Here is a 19459-nt window from a genome sequence, read left to right as displayed (position 1 = left end):
AACATAGAATGGCTAAGGGGCAATCTTTGCAAGATCCGTTCCTGAACGCATTACGTCGTGAAAGGGTTCCGGTCTCTATTTATCTCGTTAATGGCATCAAATTGCAGGGGCAAATTGAGTCTTTTGACCAATTTGTTATTTTATTAAAAAACACAGTTAGCCAGATGGTTTATAAGCACGCTATCTCGACTGTTGTCCCTGCTCGCCCTGTTTCTCATCATAGCGGCACTACTGGTAGCACAGGTAATGGTAATTACCAGTCAGGTAACCCAGCAGCGCAAGATGGCGAAGTAACTGAGTAAGTTTGTACGCTAAAAGACAAGGAAAGCATGGGTAGGGAGACTGTACCTGTGTTTTTCCTTTGCAATAATTGTTTAGCCTAAGAGGTTACACCTTGTTTGATAGGTATGAAGGCGGTGAACTAGCTGTATTGGTCCATGTCTTTTTTTCTCAAGAGAAAGACGTTGATAATCTAGCGGAATTTGAGTCACTTGTGACATCTGCTGGCGTGAAACCAGTACAAATAGTCACGGGCAGTCGTAAAGCTCCTCATCCAAAGTTTTTTGTTGGGGAAGGTAAAGCAGAAGAAATTGCCCAAGCTGTTGAGGAAAGTGGTGCAGATGTGGTGCTGTTTAATCATACTCTAAGCCCTGCTCAAGAACGTAATCTCGAAAGGATTTGCCAATGTAAGGTGGTTGACCGTACAGGGGTAATTTTAGATATTTTTGCTCAACGCGCACGTACACACGAAGGTAAGCTTCAAGTTGAATTAGCTCAGTTAAGGCATTTATCGACTCGCTTAGTGAGGGGATGGACGCACCTAGAGCGACAAAAAGGCGGGATTGGCTTACGAGGTCCCGGTGAAACTCAACTTGAAACCGACCGCCGGCTATTAAGGGATAAAATTAAACAAATTTTATCTCGTCTTAGTCGGGTGGAAAAACAGCGTGAACAAGGACGTCAAGCGAGAAGTAAGGCCGATATCCCGACCATTTCGCTTGTCGGTTATACCAATGCTGGTAAGTCAAGCTTGTTTAACCGCATGACGGCCGCTGATGTTTATGCTGCTGATCAGTTATTTGCAACACTTGACCCAACGCTTCGTCGTATTGATGTAGAAGATGTGGGTGTTGTAGTGCTTGCAGATACTGTGGGTTTTATTCGTCATTTACCTCATGATTTGGTTGCTGCTTTTAAAGCAACCCTGCAAGAAACACGTGAAGCAACGTTATTGCTACATGTTATTGATGCAGCTGATAATCGCTTGGATGAGAATATTCATGCAGTTGAAAGCGTATTAGAAGAGATCGAAGCGGATGAAATACCAACACTTTTAGTGATGAACAAAGTCGATATGCTGGAGGGGTTTGTCCCGCGTATTGACAGAGATGAGGATAACAAGCCGGTTCGTGTCTGGGTTTCAGCACAAACGGGCGATGGTATCCCATTGTTGCTGCAGGCATTGACGGAACGTCTTTCAGGTGAAATCGCACATGTTGAATTGCGTTTACCGCCGAATGAAGGTCGTTTACGTAGCCGTTTCTATCAACTTCAGTCAATCGAACGTGAATGGCTGGAAGAGGACGGCTCAATTGGCCTTGAGGTGCGTATGCCAATGGTGGATTGGCGACGTCTGTGCAAACAAGAGCAGCAATTACCTGACTACGTTATTTAGTTGCTTTGGTTTTTATAATGCTTTGGCCATTAATAATATAGTTAGGCAATGGAATTGATATTAAGAGCCCTATCGCTCTTAGCCCTGAAAATCAATCATAAAGAATGGAGCTAAAACATGGCGTGGAATCAGCCCGGTAATGACGGACAAGACCGCGATCCGTGGGGAAGCGGCAATAAAGGCGGCAACTCTGGCGGGAACAAAGGTGGTCGAAAACGTGGGGCTTATGATCTCGACGATCTCTTTCGTAAACTAGGCAGCAAGCTTGGTGGAAACAAAGGCGGCGGTGGTGATGGTGATAATAAACAACCATCACAAATCAGCGGCCGTTTAGGTATGTTAGCTCTTGCTGCTATCGTTGTTGTATGGGCAGGTTCTGGCTTCTACACCATCAAAGAAAGTGACCGTGGCGTAGTATTGCGTTTTGGTGAATACAGTGGTGTTGTTGGGCCTGGTTTGAACTGGAAACCAACCTTCATTGATAGGGTCATCCCTGTCAACGTGGAAACTGTGCGTGAGCAAGCGACAAATGGCATGATGCTAACGTCAGATGAAAACGTGATCCGCGTTGAAATGAACGTTCAGTATCGTGTTACAGATCCTGCACAATATTTATTTAGTGTCACAAACCCAGACAATAGCCTGCGTCAGGCGCTAGATAGTGCTGTGCGTGGTGTAATTGGTCAATCTGCAATGGAGCAAGTATTGACTACGAATCGTGCTTTTATCCGTGATGTTACACAAAAAGAGCTCGAAGCAACAATTGCGCCATACAAGATGGGGATCACCCTGCTTGACGTCAACTTCCAAGCGGCTCGTCCACCTGAAGATGTTAAAGCAGCGTTTGATGATGTAATTGCAGCAAGGGAAGAAGAACAAAAAACCATTCGTGAAGCACATGCTTATCGAAATGAAGTTCTTCCTCTGGCAAAAGGTAATGCACAACGCTTAATTGAAGAAGCTGAAGCTTATAAAGCTAGTGTGGTCTTCAAAGCAGAGGGTGAGGTGGCAAGCTTTGCAAAAATGTTGCCTGAATATCGTGCTGCACCTGAGATTACCCGTGAGCGTCTGTATATCGAAACGATGGAACGCGTATTAGGTAATACACGTAAAGTAATTGCAAATGATAAGAGCAACAGCATGTTAGTGCTGCCGCTTGATCAAATCATGCGTGGCGCTAATACGAACGCGACGTCAGCACCGAAAGTCAGTCCATCAGCCAGAATGGCGACGCCAAATAATAACGCGTCATCTAATGGCGCAACATCCGCTCAGCCAAACAGTGCTGTTCGTGGTGATGCAGTTAGAGTAGGGAGACAATAATCATGCGTAAATCGCTAATTGTTATCGTTCTGGCCATTTTGGCAGTTGCATACGCATCTATCTTTATTGTTCCTCAAACTGATCGTGGCATTGTCTTACGTTTTGGTAAGGTTCTGCGTGATTCTGAAAACAAGCCGATCATTTATGAGCCGGGTCTGCATTTCAAAGTTCCATTTATTGAAACTGTGAAAATGTTGGATGCACGTATTCAGACTCTTGAAATTCAAGCCGACCGCTATCTGACAAGTGAGAACAAAGACTTAATGGTGGACTCCTACCTGAAATGGCGTGTGACTGATTTCAGTCGCTACTATGTAGCGACGGGGGGCGGTAACCCATTCCAAGCGGAAACCCTATTAAAACGTAAATTTAGTGACCGTTTACGTTCTGAGTTTGGTCGCTTAAGCGTGAAAGATATCATTACTGACTCACGTGGTCGTTTGACTATCGATGTCCGTGATGCCTTGAACAAAGGTACTGCAACCGACGACGCGACCAAAGAAGCAGATGCAGCGATTGCAGATGCCGCAAAACGTGTTGAAGAAGAAACGAACCTGAAGCCACTGGTTGTGAATGCAAACAGTATGGCGGCGTTAGGTATTGAAGTTGTTGACGTGCGTATTAAACGTATCGAACTGCCAAACGAAGTTTCTGAGGCTATCTATGCGCGTATGCGTGCAGAGCGTGAAGCAGTTGCACGTCAGCACCGTTCACAAGGTCAAGAAGAAGCAACGAAAATCCGCGCTGTTGCAGATAAAACAGTAACAGAAACGTTGGCTGAAGCTGAACGTACCGCGCTGACTTACCGAGGTGAAGGTGATGCAATGGCAACAAAACTGTTTGCTGATGCATTTAACCAAGACCCAGAGTTCTATGCGTTTATTCGTAGCTTACGTGCTTATGAACAGAGCTTTAAGAGTGGTGACGACGTGATGGTCATGAGTCCAGACACTGACTTCTTCCGCTTTATGAAGGCGCCAACTAAGCTTCGCGCGACAGATTAATAACAAGTTAAGTTGCGTGCAACCTAGCAAAATAACTGTTAATCTATTAAAGAAAAGCCCGCTTCGGTGGGCTTTTTTTCGCCTGTCGTTTTAAGTGTAGGATTTTTCAGGGAAAATTTGAGCTGCTCAACTGATGGCATTCATTTTGAGTTTACGGCAGAAATAAAAAATACCATTTTACTTGCTTTCCAGAAAAAAATTTTTGTATTGCCAAAATATCACTGGAACAGTTCATTTTTGATGGTAGAATTCATTTTTAAGCAACCGAGTGTATTTCAAAATGGGTAAGAACGTTGTCGTACTGGGCACCCAATGGGGTGACGAAGGGAAGGGCAAGATCGTTGACTTGCTGACAGAGCGTGCTAAATACGTAGTTCGCTATCAGGGCGGCCATAATGCTGGCCATACTCTTGTTGTAAACGGTGAAAAAACCGTTCTCCACTTAATTCCATCCGGTATTCTTCGTGAAAATGTCATCAGTATTATTGCTAATGGCGTCGTTTTAGCGCCAGACGCATTAATGAAAGAGATGAAAGAATTGGAAGACCGCGGTGTTCCTGTTCGGGAACGTTTACGTCTTTCTGAAGCATGCCCACTGATCCTGCCTTATCATATCGCACTAGATAATGCGCGTGAAAAAGCACGTGGTTCCAAAGCGATTGGAACAACAGGTCGTGGTATTGGTCCTGCTTATGAAGATAAAGTTGCTCGTCGTGGTTTACGCGTTGGTGATTTATTCGATAAAGCAACGTTCGCAGAAAAATTAAAAGAAATCGTTGAATACCATAACTTCCAACTTGTTCATTACTATAAAGAACCTGCTGTAGATTACCAAAAAACGTTAGATGATATCATGGCTGTGGCTGATATCCTGACTGGCATGGTCATTGATGTTTCTGATCTGCTCTATAAAGCAAGTCAGAAGAATGAATTCGTGATGTTTGAAGGCGCACAAGGGACATTATTAGATATCGACCACGGTACGTATCCTTATGTAACCTCTTCAAATACGACTGCTGGCGGTGTGGCGACAGGTTCTGGCTTAGGTCCTCGTTATGTCAACTACGTATTGGGTATCATCAAAGCTTACTCAACACGTGTTGGTGCAGGTCCATTCCCAACTGAACTGTTTGACGAAGTGGGTGAATTCCTGCGTGAAAAAGGCCAAGAATTTGGTGCAACTACAGGCCGTAAACGTCGTACTGGTTGGTTAGATATCGTTGCGATCAATCGAGCAGTGCAAATTAACTCACTGTCAGGTTTCTGCATGACTAAACTGGATGTTTTAGACGGTTTAGAAGAAGTTAAAATTTGCGTAGGTTACCGTCGTCCAGATGGCAAAGTGCTTGAAACAACTCCTTTAGCTGCAGATGAGTGGGATGGTTTAGAGCCAGTTTATGAATCAATGCCAGGTTGGAAAGAAACGACTTTTGGTGTGAAACAAAGAGAATTATTGCCACAGGCCGCTCTGGATTACATCAAACGCGTTGAAGAACTAACGGGTATTCCAGTTGATATTATTTCAACGGGCCCAGATCGTTCAGAAACCATGGTTCTACGTGACCCGTTTGACGTATAGCCTAATGGCTGATTAGGTACTGCTAGTAGCCTGCTCATAGTATGTATTAGCAAGTATTTTAATTAGATGAAAAAACACCGATTTGTTCGGTGTTTTTTGTTATCGGCTAATGGTATTTTAAATTAGCGAGATCACTTCCTGCTGGGTGTTGATAAATTCGTAGCTTAAAGTAGTTGGCAGATGCATTAACATACTCAAAAATTTCGGATTGAACCTCTTCATAATCAACCCAAGTGGTTGAGCGTGTAAAACAATAAATTTCAACAGGTAATCCATTTGGTGTCGGTGGCATTGTCCGTATCACCAAATACATATCCGTTCTGACATCGCCACGCAGCTTTATCCAATTCAGAATGTATTTTCTAAACAGCTGTAGGTTAGTGACACCATTATTTATCATCCATTCATTTATATCCTCAATTTCACTTCGTTCTTCTAACATGCTTTCTATGCTTTGACGTAAGGGAGGGGTATTTTTTAATTCATTAAAGAGATCTTCTGTCGCAAAGGAAATTGACGATTGATCAATATAAAAGCTCCGTTTGATGCGGCGGCCTCCTGAGGAAAACATGGGCTGCCAGTTGGTATATTTTTCAGTCAAAAAATCTTTAGTTGGAATGCGTGAAATGGTGTTATCCCAATTTCTAACCGTAATAGTATGTAGCGCGATATCGATGACTTCACCACTGATATTACTGCTTGGGAGCTCAATCCAATCATACAGTTTTAACACTTTTCCATTTGATACTAATATATTGGCTACAAACGATAATAGCGTGTGCTGAAATACAAACATTAATACCGCAGCGATAGCACCGAAGCTGGAAATAATAATGATCGGGGACTGTTCGGTCATCAGCGCAATAATTAAGATAAAGGAAATTATCCAAACAATAATTTTCGCTATTTCGATATAGCCTTTTATCGAATTATTACGATGTAATATTTTTTTTGACTGACGGATAATAAACACATCTAAGCCATCGTTTACTAATGCGGCAACATTAATAATAATCAGTGCCCAACAGATAGTTTTAAACGTAATGTTTACTTCATCAGAAAGGGAAGGCAGCATCTGGTTGATATAAAGTACAAGCGTTACCGCGACGATCGATGCAATTTTTCGAGCAATACCATCAATTAACTCATCGTCACTTAAATTCGTGAATAATGGTAATAACCTTCTCGCAACCCGTAAAAAAATGACTTTTCCTACAAACCACGTTAATAGCAATATGATGACTAGAAAAGAGGCCATTAAGAAAGTGTTTTCTGATATATCATTATATATTTCAATGATTTGTTCCATATTACCCTAAGTCACCTCTTTATGATACTGGCTCTTTATTGTATAGCGAATCAAATAAAAAGATTTGATGTTAAAAGTGATAAGTCAGTGGCTATTTCTTTATAAACCTTTTTAAACAGTATAGATAAAGAGGAGTAAGCTCAAGAAACACGAGTCGCCAAAAAATATGTGCTATTATGTGTTCGATTGTTCTTTGATATTATTTGTTGTAAATGTATAGCAGAAAGGTTGAGCAATAAATACCCTATAACGGTAACAGGTCATCTGGTTACTCCATGATAGAACTGCTTTTTCTTTGTAGAGTAGATAAGCTAAACGCTAATAAAATGCTATCTTGTGATGTCAAATTGAGGCGAAATTAGTCTCAGTAAATTTCACTATCTTGTTCCTAAATATTGGCCTAAGACAAAAAGATAGAAAGTAATTTGTCTATAATTTGAGATTATTAAGACAGATATGATGAGATAGCGATTGGCTTAGCCAAAAAATTTTGAGGTGATTGTGCAGCTAACAAGTTTTACAGACTATGGATTACGTGCGTTGATCTATTTGGCATCTCTCCCAGAAGGGAAAATGACCAGTATCACAGAAGTCACTGAAGTTTATGGTGTCTCTCGTAATCATATGGTTAAGATTATTAATCAGCTCAGTCATCTTGGTTATATTAAAGCCACTCGAGGCAAAAATGGCGGGATCACACTAGGCCAACCAGCAGAATCTATCCGTATAGGGGATGTCGTTAGATCACTAGAGCCCCTAACCCTTGTTAATTGTAGTGGCGAGTTTTGCCACATTACACCTGCGTGTCGTTTAAAAGGTGTGCTACACCAAGCAATACAGCAGTTTTTACAAGAACTTGATCAATACACGCTGGCGGACATGGTGAAAGACAACAGCCCGCTCTATCAACTACTGCTCGATTAGCATTTGCGGTAGTTATGAATTCTGATGACAACGGAGGTAACGATGTCACAAGATCCTTTTCAGGAAAGAGAAGCAGAAAAATACGAGTCCCCAATTCCAAGTCGAGAATATATTCTTGATCTTATCTCTAAACGTACAGCGCCTGCCAATCGCGAAGAAATCGCACAGTTATTAAATTTATCGACAGAAGATGAATTAGAAGCCTTACGCCGTCGACTAAGAGCGATGGAACGTGATGGGCAATTAGTTTTTACTCGCCGTCAGTGTTATGCATTACCGGAGCGTTTAGACTTATTAAAAGGGAAAGTCATTGGCCACCGTGATGGCTACGGCTTCCTGCGCGTCGATGGTAAAAAAGAAGATTACTATTTATCTCAAGATGAAATGAAACGCGCCCTGCATGGCGATGTTATTCTTGCGCAACCTTATGGGCAAGATCGTAAAGGACGTACAGAAGTTCGGGTTGTTCGTGTATTAGAACCACGGAATAACCAAATTGTTGGTCGCTATTTTATCGAATCGGGTATGGGGTTTGTCGTACCGGATGATAGCCGTTTAAGCTTTGATATTTTGATCCCAAAAGACCGCATTTGTGGTGCTCGCATGGGGAATGTTGTAGTTGTAGAGTTAGTGACTCGTCCACAGCGTCGTTCTCAAGCGGTGGGGAATATCATTGAAGTATTAGGCGAAACCATGGGAACGGGTATGGCGGTTGAAATCGCTTTACGTACTCATGAAATCCCACATTCATGGCCACCACAGGTTGAAAAGCAAGTCGCTGACCTGAGTGAGCATGTCCCTGAGTCTGCGAAAAAAGGGCGTATGGATTTACGCGATCTACCATTGGTAACTATCGATGGTGAAGATGCTCGCGACTTTGATGACGCCGTTCACTGCGCACCGAAAAAAGGTGGGGGATGGCGCTTATGGGTTGCGATTGCAGATGTAAGCTATTATGTTCGCCAGCAAACGGCACTGGATACAGAAGCCCGTAGCCGTGGTAACTCGGTATATTTCCCATCTCAAGTTGTTCCTATGCTACCGGAAGTCCTATCGAACGGCCTGTGCTCACTTAACCCAGGTGTTGACCGCCTATGTATGGTATGTGAAATGACGGTGTCGGCTTCCGGGAAGCTTTCTTCATATAAGTTTTATGAAGCGGTTATGAATTCGCATGCAAGGTTAACCTATACAAAAGTATGGAAAATCTTGGAAGGAGACGAAGAACTGCGTGAGCACTATAAAACATTAGTGCCACATATTGAGCATTTGCATCAATTATATAAAGCACTTGATGCTGCACGTATTGAACGTGGTGCGATTTCTTTTGAATCCGAAGAAGCGAAATTCATTTTTAACGCAGAACGCCGTATTGAAAGTATCGAACCTGTAGAGCGAAATGATGCACATAAATTGATTGAAGAATGCATGATTTTAGCTAACATTGCAGCGGCTCGGTTTGTTGAGAAAAACGAAGAGCCTGCGTTGTACCGTGTGCATGACCGCCCTAAAGAAGAAAGCGTGATGAATTTACGCTCAGTATTCAGTGAATTAGGTCTGACTCTGCCGGGCGGAATGAAGCCAGAACCAAAAGATTATGCGCAAGTCATGAATGAAGTGGCTGAACGCCCCGATCATGAATTACTGCAAACCATGATTTTACGTTCGATGAAGCAAGCGATTTATGATCCTGAAAACCGCGGTCACTTTGGTTTAGGCTTGAAATCGTATGCTCACTTTACATCGCCAATTCGTCGTTACCCTGACCTGACGTTACACCGTGGAATAAAATATTTGCTGGCTAAAGAGCATGGCCATGGAGATAAGCGCTGGACAGAAACCGGTGGTTGGCATTCAGACATGGACAGCATGTTACAGCTGGGTGAGCACTGTTCAATGACTGAACGCCGTGCTGATGAAGCGACGCGTGATGTGGCTGACTGGCTGAAATGTGATTTTATGCAAGACCAAGTTGGCCAAACCTTTACAGGTTTAATTACCAGTGTGACCGGTTTTGGCTTCTTTGTGCGCCTTAATGATTTATTTATTGATGGTTTAGTGCATATTTCAACGTTGGATAATGACTACTACCGTTATGATGCAGTTGGTCAGCGTTTAATTGGTGAATCATCAGGTACGACTTACCGTCTTGGTGATGAAGTTGAAATTCGCGTTGAAGCGGTGCATATGGATGAGCGCACCATTGATTTCGCATTAATTTCAACCACCCGTAAAGCGAAAAACCCAGGCAAAACTGCTCGGGACAAAATGAAGCAAGAAGTAAAAAATGCGACACGTTCTGCTCGTCGAAAATCCGATGTGAGCAAAGATAAAAACTTCGAGCCTGATTCTGCATTTCGTCGTTCCGAGAAAAAAGGAAAAAAAGCCGAGGCCAAATCAGAGACGAAAGGAAAAGGCAAAAAGCCCTCTGATAAAACACGTAAAATTACAGCAAAATTAAAAGCTAAACGCGTTGCAAAAAAATCCCAAAAACAAGAGGGATAATGTTTTTGCTGTAGTTATTAACCACAGTTATTAACCAAAGTGGCGTTAATTCGCCACTTTACTATTTATATTAATAAATAAGAAATTTATGAGCGAAATGATTTATGGCATTCACGCAGTGAAAGCCTTACTTGAGCGTTCACCGCAACGCATTAAAGAAGTCTATATTATAAAAGGCCGTGAAGATCGCCGCTTAATGCCGCTGGTGCACGAAATTGAAGCGCTAGGGATTGTCGTTCAAGTGGCAAATCGTCAATGGATGGATAGCCAAACCGAAGGCGCAGTTCACCAAGGTATTATTGCGAAAGTATTACCGGGAAAACAATATCAAGAAGGTGACTTGCCTGATTTGCTGGAAAGCACACCCTCGCCATTTTTATTGGTATTGGACGGCGTGACAGATCCACATAACTTAGGTGCGTGCTTACGTAGTGCTGACGCAGCAGGTGTTCATGCTGTGATTGTCCCGAAAGATAAATCTGCCCAGCTCAATGCGACCGCGAAAAAAGTGGCTTGTGGTGCGGCAGAAAATGTTCCTCTTATTCGCGTGACGAATCTGGCAAGGACATTGCGTTTACTACAAGAATATAATGTATGGATTGTGGGAACGGCAGGTGAAGCTGACCATAACGTATATCAAAGCAAACTAACGGGCCCGATAGCGCTAGTGATGGGGGCTGAAGGCGAAGGTATGCGTCGTTTAACGCGTGAACATTGTGATGAGTTAATCAGTATTCCTATGGCAGGCTCGGTGTCATCATTGAATGTGTCAGTGGCGACAGGGGTTTGTTTATTTGAAGCCGTGCGTCAACGCTTATCGGTTTCCGCAGAAAAATAATATTTTAGTGTAAAACGGTATCCATCTCTTGAGTTTTATCTCAGGGATGGGTATAGTTACGCGTCAATTTTTTAGCCGCACTCAACAAGTTCCTTGCCTCCGCGGGCCGCGGTTAACCCAGACAGGAGGCTAATAATCCGTAAGGAGCAACTACTAATGCGTCATTACGAAATCGTTTTTATGGTCCATCCTGACCAAAGCGAACAGGTTCCGGGCATGATCGAGCGTTACAGTGCTGTTATCACTAACGCACAAGGTCAGATCCACCGTCTGGAAGACTGGGGCCGTCGTCAACTGGCTTACCCAATCAACAAACTGCACAAAGCACACTATGTTCTTCTGAACGTAGAAGCTCCACAGGAAGCGATTGATGAGCTGGAAACTAACTTCCGCTTCAACGATGCCGTTATCCGCAGCATGGTTATGCGCTTAAAACACGCAGTAACTGAAGCTTCTCCAATGGTCAAAGCCAAAGACGAACGTCGTGGCCGTGACATGTCTGATGAATATCAGGAAGAAGAAGCTGAAGAAGCTGGGGATTCTGAAGAGTAATTGCGCAGGTGACCACTAATCGTTTGGTGCTGACAGGCACAGTCTGTAAAGCATTGATTCGAAAAGTGAGTCCGTCAGGCATTCCTCACTGCCAGTTTGTTTTAGAACATCGTTCACAACAACAGGAAGCGGGGTTGTCTAGGCAAGCATGGTGCAGAATGCCCATTATTGCCAGCGGACAAACCTTACAAGCCCATACTCACAGTATAACGGTCGGCAGTTGGATTACAGTAAGCGGTTTCATTAGTACCCATCAAGGGCGTAATGGGGTCAGCAAGATAGTCCTCCATGCCGAGCAGATTGATTTGATAGATTCTGGAGACTAGCCATATGGCACGTTATTTCCGTCGTCGCAAGTTCTGCCGTTTCACAGCGGAAGGCGTTCAAGAGATCGACTATAAAGATATCGCAACGCTGAAAAACTACATCACTGAAAGTGGTAAAATTGTACCAAGCCGTATCACTGGTACTCGTGCAAAATATCAGCGTCAGCTCGCTCGTGCTATCAAGCGCGCTCGCTACCTGTCTCTGTTACCATATACTGATCGTCATCAGTAATTGGTACAGTCCATTAACGACTAATAGAGGATAAGGTAATGCAAGTTATTCTGCTTGATAAAGTAGCTAACCTAGGTAGCCTGGGTGATCAGGTTAACGTTAAATCGGGCTATGCTCGTAACTTCTTAGTTCCACAGGGCAAAGCTGTTCCTGCGACTAAGAAAAACATCGAATTCTTCGAAGCACGCCGCGCTGAACTGGAAGCTAAATTAGCTGAAGTTCTAGCAGCAGCACAGGCTCGTGCAGCAGCTGTTACTGCTCTGGGTTCTGTGACTTTAGCTTCTAAAGCTGGTGACGAAGGTAAACTGTTCGGTTCAATCGGTACTCGTGACATCGCTGACGCAATTACTGCGGCTGGCGTTCAAGTTGCGAAAAGCGAAGTTCGCCTGCCAAACGGCGTTCTGCGTACTACTGGTGACCATGAAGTTCACTTCCAGTTACACAGCGATGTTTTCGCAGAGCTGAACGTTATCATCGTTGCTGAGTAATCAATAATGATGATATGCATCATTGGGTTATCCATGGTGCAAATAAAAACACCGGCTAAGTCCGGTGTTTTTTGTTTTCTGGTATTTAGTTTATTGATTTGCCAAGCATTCGTAGTCGAGTAATTCCCCCGCTGAACCTAAATTCAAATCCCATATGCTAAAACGGTTTGCGAGCAGCACCTTTGAACCGTCTTTCAGCTGCACCATCGCTAGGCCATAATTGCCCATTTCATCATGATGTTTTACAACGTATTCATTGAGCTGATTAAATGCATTATCGAATTTGGCAGGGGATTTTTGGAGTTTCTTGGCTAAATAGTGATGGCCGATCAGTTCAGTTGACAACTTAGCCCAGCCGGTTGTTATCTCCGATGAAACTTGATTAAGTTGTTGACTAACTTCAGGTTTCAAACACGCAATATGGATATGCAGTTGGTCTTGGGAGCGGCCATATTGGGAATTCACTGCAACAGCGAGTAAATTATCAGAAATTGAGATGTTCGCTTGTGACGACACGCTTTTCCGTTCTTGCCAAGCAATATCAAAATAGTCTGGTATATTTCGCTCAAGTAATCGTGCGGATTCTATCCCTGTGATTTTTTCCATTGGGATAATTAAGTTGTGTAATGGCCCTTTTTTATCTTTAAACAGCACATACTGTTGATCTCTATCGACTTTTAGACAAGATAGTGCAGATTGCTGCGGTGGTATACATTGTTCATTTATCATGTTCCAAAGTGCATTTGAATTGAGTTTAACCCATGAAATATAGCCAATAATAGCGGTAAGTAATAATAAAACAGTACCTAAAAAAGCGTTAATCCATTTTTTTATTAACATAATAATTTTCAGTTACCTAGCATTGTAGTGAAAGACAATATTTGTTATTCGTTGCTAGGTAAAAATCAATACATATAGCGATGATTCAGACAAAGTTTTAGGGCAGCTCTGACGCAAGCCACCCTAAAATGACTACGGAGTCCGGTAGTAACTGCCATCACTTAACCGCGCGAAACTATATGTTTTCCCATCAGATGCCGTTGTTTCTAGCAATTGAATTTCACCTTTTTTGTTCGCCTTTAAACGAATTTTTTGCCCTTGGCGCAAATTACTCAGTGGTTTTTCGGCACCTTCAACGCGAGCCATAATAAAAGCGTCATTGGCTTGTAAGTTATTATCGCGGAACAGTTGCGCAAGCGTTTTCCCTTTTTGTACTTGGTAGCTTTGCCATTCATTAGCGGAAGGACGGGGAGCTTTGGGCTCTGGCGTGTTCTCTGGTGAAGTCACCGCCGGAGGCTGATTGGGCTCAGGCTCAATAGGCTCTGGGATAATTTCAGGCTCAGTAGGTAAAAGTGGGGGATTACCTTCAGGTGCCGGTACTGGTTCAGGTATTGGTGGTGTAACCGTAGGTTCAGGCATGACCTCAGGAGCTGTGGGTGGAGGAATGACAATAGGCTGGTTTTGGACAATATCGCTAGGGGACTTATCGCTAGCAGGCCAAAAGAAAGCGACCACAACAATTAGGGCGAGCAGTGCAATGCCATAGCGATGAAATTTTGAAAGTTTAAGCATCACTCCTCCTTGATGAGGCAATGAGTAAATTAGGCTGTATTTATACGCATACTAGCACCCTTTTTAGACATTTTTAGCGTTTGGCTGAATTTTTCAGAGAACACTGAATAAATTTGTAGGGAATCAATCAGTTTTATTCTTTAGATTCATTGTTTGGGTTTACCCATAAGGATGGGGCTGCTATTCTTGGTTTTTCTCAAAATCATATGGGTGTTTTCATGGCAAACCAAAATTTCGATTCGGTAGAAGCTCAAGCGAGTTATGGCATAGGTCTACAGGTTGGGCAGCAATTATTAGAGTCAGGGCTAGAAGGTTTAGTGCCAAATGCAATTTTAGCCGGCCTCGTTGACGCTTTAGAAGGCAATATGCCATCAGTGCCTGTTGAAACATTGCATAAAGCACTGCGTGAAATTCATGAGCGTGCAGATGCCGTTCGTGTTGAGCGTCAGGCAGCATTAGCGGAAGAAGGCCAAAAATTCCTAGATGAAAACCAAAAGCGTGATGGTGTTTCAACGACTGAGTCTGGCTTACAATTTTCAGTCGTTAACCAAGGTGATGGTGCTATTCCTTCACGTACAGATCGCGTTCGTGTTCACTATACAGGCCGTTTAATTGATGGCTCTGTGTTTGATAGTTCAGTACAGCGTGGGCAGCCAGCAGAGTTTCCTGTAAGCGGTGTTATTCCGGGTTGGATTGAAGCATTGACCCTGATGCCTGTTGGTTCTAAATGGGAATTATATATTCCTCATCAATTAGCTTATGGTGAGCGTGGCGCAGGTGCATCAATCCCGCCATTCAGCACATTAGTATTTGAAGTTGAATTACTTGAAATTTTATAATTTCTGTTAGTTTAATTCACAGCTAAAAAGCTTCATTGTCTTTGGACTTTGGGGCTTTTTTTATGGCGTTAATTTCACACAATTGCTACTCTTGCTGTAAAGGGTTATCAGAGAGGTGAATAATATGCTACAGCAAATTTGCGAATTAGCTCAAGAAGCGGGTTATGCGGTTATGGAAACGTATAATGCGCAAGAACCTTTACAGGTTGAACACAAAAGTGATAATTCGCCTGTTACCGAGGCTGATATTGCCGCCCACAATGTGATCACTGCGGGTCTTGCTCGTATTGCTCCTGATATCCCGCAATTGTCCGAGGAAGACCCGCCAGAATGGCCAATTAGGCAGAATTGGCAACGTTATTGGTTGATTGACCCATTGGATGGAACGAAAGAATTTATTAATCGTAATGGGGATTTTACGGTTAACATCGCACTTATCGAGAATGGTGTGCCAATAATGGGGGTGGTATATGCCCCGGCCAAAGGGTTGCTGTATTACGCTGAAGGCAATCAAGCATGGAAGGAAGAAGGTGGTCATAAGCAACTTATTCATGTAAATGATGCTAAACCACCGGTTATTGTTATTAGCCGTTCCCATCAAGATAATGAATTAATGGATTATTTAAAACAAATGGGTGAACACACAACAGTCGAAATTGGGTCTTCACTCAAGTTCTGTTTAGTCGCAGAAGGAAAAGCGCAGCTTTATCCACGTTTTGGGCCGACGAATATTTGGGACACCGCGGCTGGACATGCGATTGCGATTGCTGCAGGTGCTAAAGTGGTTGATTGGAATGGGAAAACGCTTGATTACACACCGAAGGAGTCTTTTTTGAACCCAGGCTTTCGGGTGATTCTATTCTAAACCTTAATAAAGGTTGGGAAGTTATTTCCCAACCTAATTAGTTACTAATTATCTAGTTTTAGAACTTTAGCAGTCGCAGTACGAATATCTAAACAGGCTTTTGCATCCGTTTTTAAATCAATTCCATAGGTTGGAATGATCTCTTTTAAGCGTGCTTCCCAGCCATCGGCCTTGAGTTGCTCATCAAAACAAGTTTTTAATACATTTAATGCAATAAATGCCGCTGTCGATGCCCCCGGAGATGCGCCCATTAATACCGTAAATGATTTATCCGCACTGGTAATCAATTCTGTACCAAACTCTAAGACCCCTTTTTTATCATGGTCAGGTTTAATAATTTGTACTCGTTGCCCTGCAACCACCTCTTTCCAATCCTCATGCTGAGCTTCTGGGTAGAATTGTTGCAGCATGGCAAATTGGTGAGCAGATGTTTGCAGGACTTGGCCTACTAAGTATTCTGCAAGTGACCAGTTATCTTTCGCTACTGCAAGCATTGGTTCAAGGTTATTCAATTTCACCGATTCAAACAGGTCTAAATACGAGCCGTGCTTAAGGAATTTACTCGAAAAACCGGCATAAGGCCCGAATAAGAGAGAGCGTTTCCCCCCAATAATGCGTGTGTCTAAGTGTGGAACAGACATTGGTGGTGAGCCTTTGTCTGCTTTACCATAAACTTTAGCGTGGTGGCGAGAGGCAATTTCTTCGTTATCGCATCGCAACCAGATCCCACTGACGGGAAACCCACCATACCCTTTTCCTTCTGGGATCCCCGATTTTTGTAGTAACTCGATCGCCCGACCACCTGCACCCACGAACACAAACTTTGCGGAAGTGATCGTTTTTTCATGGGTCAGAAGGTTTTTAACTTCAATATTCCATCTGCCATCGGCGGTTTTTTTAACATCAATGACTTCATGTTTATAGTGAATAGAAAAACCGGATTGTTCGCTTAATTGTGCGATTAATAAATGCGTTAGCGCACCGTAATCGACATCAGCGCCTGTATTAACACGGGTGACTGCAATTGCTTCTTTAGGGTCGCGGCCTTCCATGATCAGTGGCGCCCATTCGTTGATCTGTTTTGGATCATCACTGTATTCCATGTTGTGGTAACAGTGGTGAGCAGACATCTGCTGGTAGCGCTGTTTTAAGAATTTTACATTGTCTTCACCCCAAACAAAGCTCATGTGTGGGCATGGGTGAATAAAGTCACGTGGATCTTTAATTTTTCCTTTGGTGACTAGGTAAGACCAGAGCTGGCGAGAGAGGTCGAATTCTGTATTAACTTCAAGCGCTTTACTAATATCCACCGTACCATCTGGGTTTGGTGGTGTGTAGTTCATTTCACAGTTTGCAGCATGCCCTGTTCCCGCATTGTTCCACGGGTGGGAACTTTCTTGAGCACAGTCGTTTAGCCTTTCAAAAACGGCGATCGTCAGTGATGGCTCAAGTTCTTTGAGAAATGTACCCAGTGTTGCACTCATGATCCCTGCGCCAATGAGGGCTATATCGACATTTTCAGCAATCGGTTTATTCATGATGGCCTCTATTTTTGTGTTGGAGTGAAGCTAAGGTCGGTGCCTTCTTGGTAGACAACATAAGCACGACGCCAAGGTTCATCACCAATAAGCCGCCATTTATGGCCGGTTCCGGTATTATCTTGTGCCAGTAAAATATCACCTGGATTGATGATAAATTTAGAGCCATCTTTAGTTTCGAATTCTAAAGTGCCTGAAAGGGTAATGACATAACGAGGGACTGGGTCTTGATGCCAATCAAAAGAGCCACCGGAAACTGTTTCACGGAAGGTCAGCTCACTAGCTGCAATGGGGGAGGTCTGGCTATCTCCACCTGTGACATTATTGAGCTCAAGAGTGCCTTCTTCAAATAGAGAATTTCCATCTTCTCCTGTCCACATACGAACGCAGCGTATCATTTTATTTAGCTCCTTAATCACTGACTGTAATATATAACAATTATTTGATATTTATTGGATGCAAAAATAAGACTCTTAAAGTGATGATAAATAAAATTAATATTATTCAAATTTAAGGTTTTTTAATGAAGAGGTCAAAGCGAAATATGTTTTATCTTAGTTTTATGGTTTTAATTTTTAATTAAAAAACAAAATCATAAAAATTGATTATCTTTTTATGATTTATTTTTATTTTCATTATTCGTTTAATGATGGGTAAAAAGTAGAAAAGCTCACCATGATGTTATTTTATCATTATGAGCTATGAAAAAAGGATTAGCTTTTTAGAATAGAGTTTAGAGCGAGGTATTGGATCAGCATGATGGTTTTACCATCAACAATTTCTCCCGTTTTTATCGCATCAATGGCTTTAGGGAAAGGCCACTCTAACACTTCAATATCTTCCCCTTCTTCTTCCAGCCCGCCACCTGCATTTTGACGGTTATTATCACTGTACTCAGCGATGTAAAAGTGGAGTTTCTCGGTGACTGAGCCAGGGCTCATAAAGGCTTCAAAAACTTTCTGAATTTTATCGACTTTAAAACCTGTTTCTTCTTCTGTTTCAGCAATAATACGAGCTTCTGGTGAGGCGTTTTCGAGTAAGCCAGCGGCGGCTTCGATTAGGAAATCAGAATATCCATTCACATAAACTGGCATGCGAAATTGCCGAATTAAGATAATGCTATTCTTTATTTTGTTATATAACAAAATAACAGCGCCATTTCCTCTGTCATAGACTTCGCGCTCTTGCTGTTGCCAACTACCATCTTGTCGTTGTAACTCATAAGTATATTTTTTTAAAATATACCAATTATCTGAAAGTAGTTTCTCTTGAATATTTCGTATGTTAGGACGTTTTACAGTCATTAAGCAGCCTTAAAAAACAAAAATGATTTTGTTAATGTAGCACTGTTAATTTCTGTATAAAATAGGATTTAGATGGGGCCTGCTTTAAAGCAGGCCCCATTGTAAACGTGGTGAATTATTTAATAATTTGGATTTGTTTAACTTCGACTTCTCTTGAGTTCCAGTCTTTATCAATTTTACCGCGAATTTCAACTTTATCTTTTGGCGTCACATTTACACCATTCCAACGCTTTTCGCTGATTTCTAAATTAATAGTGCCAGTACCATCGGTGAATTCATAATGTTTATGGTCGAGTTGTTTGACGATATTCCCACGTAAAATAACCCAGCTGTCATCTGACATATCAAGCGCTTTTGCAACCGTCATTTCCCCACTATTTGGGCCGATAAAACCACCCGTTTTAGAGGTTTGAGTTGTTGTATTTGTGACCGCGCCTGGGCCGTCAAATCCACCATTTGCAGCGAAAACAGGTGCACTTGCGAGTGCAGCGACTAAAGCGATTATAGGTAATTTTTTCATCATCAGTATCTCCAAATGGACATGAATTTGTTTGTATGGAGGGTATTAAACCAAGTAAATCTTAAC

Annotated in this window: 21 protein-coding genes; 14 read left to right on the top strand and 7 right to left on the bottom strand. The window is 42.5% G+C overall.

Annotation, left to right across the window (positions count from 1 at the left end):
- Nucleotides 1-8: 8 nt before the first annotated feature.
- From hfq to M1E86_RS18315, 5 genes are all read left to right on the top strand, one after another.
- Nucleotides 9-302, top strand: coding sequence for an RNA chaperone Hfq (hfq, locus tag M1E86_RS18335; RefSeq protein WP_102138247.1), 294 nt, complete (start codon nt 9-11; stop codon nt 300-302).
- 92 nt (nt 303-394) lie between these two features.
- Complete coding sequence (gene hflX, locus M1E86_RS18330) at nt 395-1675, top strand: ribosome rescue GTPase HflX (RefSeq protein WP_213913383.1); 1281 nt, start codon at nt 395-397, stop codon at nt 1673-1675.
- Nucleotides 1676-1792: 117 nt separating this feature from the next.
- A complete protein-coding gene (hflK, locus tag M1E86_RS18325) occupies nt 1793-2998 on the top strand; it encodes an FtsH protease activity modulator HflK (protein WP_125890706.1) in 1206 nt (401 codons plus the stop codon).
- A 2-nt stretch (nt 2999-3000) separates the two neighbouring features.
- Nucleotides 3001-4002, top strand: a complete 1002-nt coding sequence (gene hflC / locus M1E86_RS18320) for a protease modulator HflC (RefSeq protein ID WP_109912137.1) — start codon at nt 3001-3003, stop codon at nt 4000-4002.
- Nucleotides 4003-4282: 280 nt separating this feature from the next.
- Nucleotides 4283-5581, top strand: coding sequence for an adenylosuccinate synthase (locus M1E86_RS18315; protein WP_125890705.1), 1299 nt, complete (start codon nt 4283-4285; stop codon nt 5579-5581).
- Between the two features lie 106 nt (nt 5582-5687).
- Here the strand turns inward: M1E86_RS18315 and M1E86_RS18310 are convergent, their stop codons facing one another.
- The gene (locus tag M1E86_RS18310) at nt 5688-6890 is read right to left on the bottom strand and encodes a mechanosensitive ion channel family protein (RefSeq protein ID WP_213913382.1); all 1203 of its coding nucleotides are present in this window, start codon (nt 6888-6890) and stop codon (nt 5688-5690) included.
- 501 nt (nt 6891-7391) lie between these two features.
- Between M1E86_RS18310 and nsrR the strand changes: the two genes are divergently transcribed.
- From nsrR to rplI, 7 genes are all read left to right on the top strand, one after another.
- Entirely contained in the window at nt 7392-7814 is a 423-nt protein-coding gene (gene nsrR / locus M1E86_RS18305) for a nitric oxide-sensing transcriptional repressor NsrR (RefSeq protein ID WP_125890703.1), read from the top strand.
- 42 nt (nt 7815-7856) lie between these two features.
- The gene (gene rnr, locus M1E86_RS18300) at nt 7857-10319 is read left to right on the top strand and encodes a ribonuclease R (RefSeq protein WP_213913381.1); all 2463 of its coding nucleotides are present in this window, start codon (nt 7857-7859) and stop codon (nt 10317-10319) included.
- Nucleotides 10320-10407: 88 nt separating this feature from the next.
- On the top strand, nt 10408-11157 hold the full coding sequence (gene rlmB, locus M1E86_RS18295; protein ID WP_426099194.1) for a 23S rRNA (guanosine(2251)-2'-O)-methyltransferase RlmB: 750 nt from the start codon (nt 10408-10410) through the stop codon (nt 11155-11157).
- A 156-nt stretch (nt 11158-11313) separates the two neighbouring features.
- Nucleotides 11314-11709, top strand: coding sequence for a 30S ribosomal protein S6 (rpsF, locus tag M1E86_RS18290; RefSeq protein WP_125890732.1), 396 nt, complete (start codon nt 11314-11316; stop codon nt 11707-11709).
- An 8-nt stretch (nt 11710-11717) separates the two neighbouring features.
- Nucleotides 11718-12035 (top strand): primosomal replication protein N, encoded by a 318-nt coding sequence (gene priB / locus M1E86_RS18285; protein WP_125890700.1) that lies wholly within the window; start codon nt 11718-11720, stop codon nt 12033-12035.
- 4 nt (nt 12036-12039) lie between these two features.
- Nucleotides 12040-12267 (top strand): 30S ribosomal protein S18, encoded by a 228-nt coding sequence (rpsR, locus tag M1E86_RS18280; RefSeq protein WP_000135199.1) that lies wholly within the window; start codon nt 12040-12042, stop codon nt 12265-12267.
- Nucleotides 12268-12305: 38 nt separating this feature from the next.
- Nucleotides 12306-12755 carry a 50S ribosomal protein L9 gene (gene rplI, locus M1E86_RS18275; RefSeq protein WP_125890699.1) on the top strand — a complete coding sequence of 150 codons (450 nt, stop codon included), beginning with the start codon at nt 12306-12308 and terminating at the stop codon, nt 12753-12755.
- Nucleotides 12756-12845: 90 nt separating this feature from the next.
- On the opposite strand, the gene M1E86_RS18270 is transcribed toward rplI, so the two are convergent.
- Both M1E86_RS18270 and M1E86_RS18265 read right to left on the bottom strand, forming a co-directional pair.
- Nucleotides 12846-13595, bottom strand: coding sequence for a CDP-diacylglycerol diphosphatase (locus M1E86_RS18270; protein WP_213913380.1), 750 nt, complete (start codon nt 13593-13595; stop codon nt 12846-12848).
- 132 nt (nt 13596-13727) lie between these two features.
- Nucleotides 13728-14327 carry a LysM-like peptidoglycan-binding domain-containing protein gene (locus M1E86_RS18265; RefSeq protein WP_125890697.1) on the bottom strand — a complete coding sequence of 200 codons (600 nt, stop codon included), beginning with the start codon at nt 14325-14327 and terminating at the stop codon, nt 13728-13730.
- A 218-nt stretch (nt 14328-14545) separates the two neighbouring features.
- On the opposite strand from M1E86_RS18265, the gene M1E86_RS18260 reads away from it, so the two are divergent.
- Nucleotides 14546-15166, top strand: a complete 621-nt coding sequence (locus M1E86_RS18260) for a peptidylprolyl isomerase (protein ID WP_125890696.1) — start codon at nt 14546-14548, stop codon at nt 15164-15166.
- Between the two features lie 124 nt (nt 15167-15290).
- The gene (gene cysQ, locus M1E86_RS18255; protein ID WP_213913379.1) at nt 15291-16031 is read left to right on the top strand and encodes a 3'(2'),5'-bisphosphate nucleotidase CysQ; all 741 of its coding nucleotides are present in this window, start codon (nt 15291-15293) and stop codon (nt 16029-16031) included.
- 44 nt (nt 16032-16075) lie between these two features.
- Here the strand turns inward: cysQ and mqo are convergent, their stop codons facing one another.
- The 4 genes from mqo to M1E86_RS18235 form a co-directional block, all read right to left on the bottom strand.
- The gene (mqo, locus tag M1E86_RS18250) at nt 16076-17569 is read right to left on the bottom strand and encodes a malate dehydrogenase (quinone) (RefSeq protein WP_125890694.1); all 1494 of its coding nucleotides are present in this window, start codon (nt 17567-17569) and stop codon (nt 16076-16078) included.
- Nucleotides 17570-17577: 8 nt separating this feature from the next.
- Complete coding sequence (locus M1E86_RS18245) at nt 17578-17967, bottom strand: cupin domain-containing protein (protein ID WP_213913378.1); 390 nt, start codon at nt 17965-17967, stop codon at nt 17578-17580.
- A gap of 315 nt (nt 17968-18282) precedes the next feature.
- The gene (gene nudK, locus M1E86_RS18240; RefSeq protein WP_125890692.1) at nt 18283-18873 is read right to left on the bottom strand and encodes a GDP-mannose pyrophosphatase NudK; all 591 of its coding nucleotides are present in this window, start codon (nt 18871-18873) and stop codon (nt 18283-18285) included.
- A 115-nt stretch (nt 18874-18988) separates the two neighbouring features.
- Nucleotides 18989-19393: a YgiW/YdeI family stress tolerance OB fold protein gene (locus tag M1E86_RS18235; protein WP_213913421.1), complete on the bottom strand. Its 405-nt coding sequence runs from the start codon at nt 19391-19393 to the stop codon at nt 18989-18991.
- Between the last annotated feature and the right edge of the window lie 66 nt (nt 19394-19459).

Origin of the sequence: Providencia sp. PROV200 (assembly GCF_049901995.1) — a bacterium.
Taxonomy (GTDB): Bacteria; Pseudomonadota; Gammaproteobacteria; order Enterobacterales; family Enterobacteriaceae; genus Providencia; species Providencia rettgeri_E.
Note: the sequence above shows the minus strand (reverse complement) of the source record. Positions and strands in the feature narration are given on the sequence as shown.

Coding starts and splice junctions, on each gene's coding strand:
- hfq (WP_102138247.1), top strand. CDS start 9: ATGGCTAAGGGGCAATCTTTGCAAGATCCGTTCCTGAACGCATTACGT.
- hflK (WP_125890706.1), top strand. CDS start 1,793: ATGGCGTGGAATCAGCCCGGTAATGACGGACAAGACCGCGATCCGTGG.
- hflC (WP_109912137.1), top strand. CDS start 3,001: ATGCGTAAATCGCTAATTGTTATCGTTCTGGCCATTTTGGCAGTTGCA.
- M1E86_RS18315 (WP_125890705.1), top strand. CDS start 4,283: ATGGGTAAGAACGTTGTCGTACTGGGCACCCAATGGGGTGACGAAGGG.
- M1E86_RS18310 (WP_213913382.1), bottom strand. CDS start 6,890: ATGGAACAAATCATTGAAATATATAATGATATATCAGAAAACACTTTC.
- rnr (WP_213913381.1), top strand. CDS start 7,857: ATGTCACAAGATCCTTTTCAGGAAAGAGAAGCAGAAAAATACGAGTCC.
- rlmB (WP_426099194.1), top strand. CDS start 10,408: ATGAGCGAAATGATTTATGGCATTCACGCAGTGAAAGCCTTACTTGAG.
- rpsF (WP_125890732.1), top strand. CDS start 11,314: ATGCGTCATTACGAAATCGTTTTTATGGTCCATCCTGACCAAAGCGAA.
- rpsR (WP_000135199.1), top strand. CDS start 12,040: ATGGCACGTTATTTCCGTCGTCGCAAGTTCTGCCGTTTCACAGCGGAA.
- rplI (WP_125890699.1), top strand. CDS start 12,306: ATGCAAGTTATTCTGCTTGATAAAGTAGCTAACCTAGGTAGCCTGGGT.
- M1E86_RS18270 (WP_213913380.1), bottom strand. CDS start 13,595: ATGTTAATAAAAAAATGGATTAACGCTTTTTTAGGTACTGTTTTATTA.
- M1E86_RS18265 (WP_125890697.1), bottom strand. CDS start 14,327: ATGCTTAAACTTTCAAAATTTCATCGCTATGGCATTGCACTGCTCGCC.
- M1E86_RS18260 (WP_125890696.1), top strand. CDS start 14,546: ATGGCAAACCAAAATTTCGATTCGGTAGAAGCTCAAGCGAGTTATGGC.
- cysQ (WP_213913379.1), top strand. CDS start 15,291: ATGCTACAGCAAATTTGCGAATTAGCTCAAGAAGCGGGTTATGCGGTT.
- mqo (WP_125890694.1), bottom strand. CDS start 17,569: ATGAATAAACCGATTGCTGAAAATGTCGATATAGCCCTCATTGGCGCA.
- M1E86_RS18245 (WP_213913378.1), bottom strand. CDS start 17,967: ATGATACGCTGCGTTCGTATGTGGACAGGAGAAGATGGAAATTCTCTA.
- nudK (WP_125890692.1), bottom strand. CDS start 18,873: ATGACTGTAAAACGTCCTAACATACGAAATATTCAAGAGAAACTACTT.
- M1E86_RS18235 (WP_213913421.1), bottom strand. CDS start 19,393: ATGAAAAAATTACCTATAATCGCTTTAGTCGCTGCACTCGCAAGTGCA.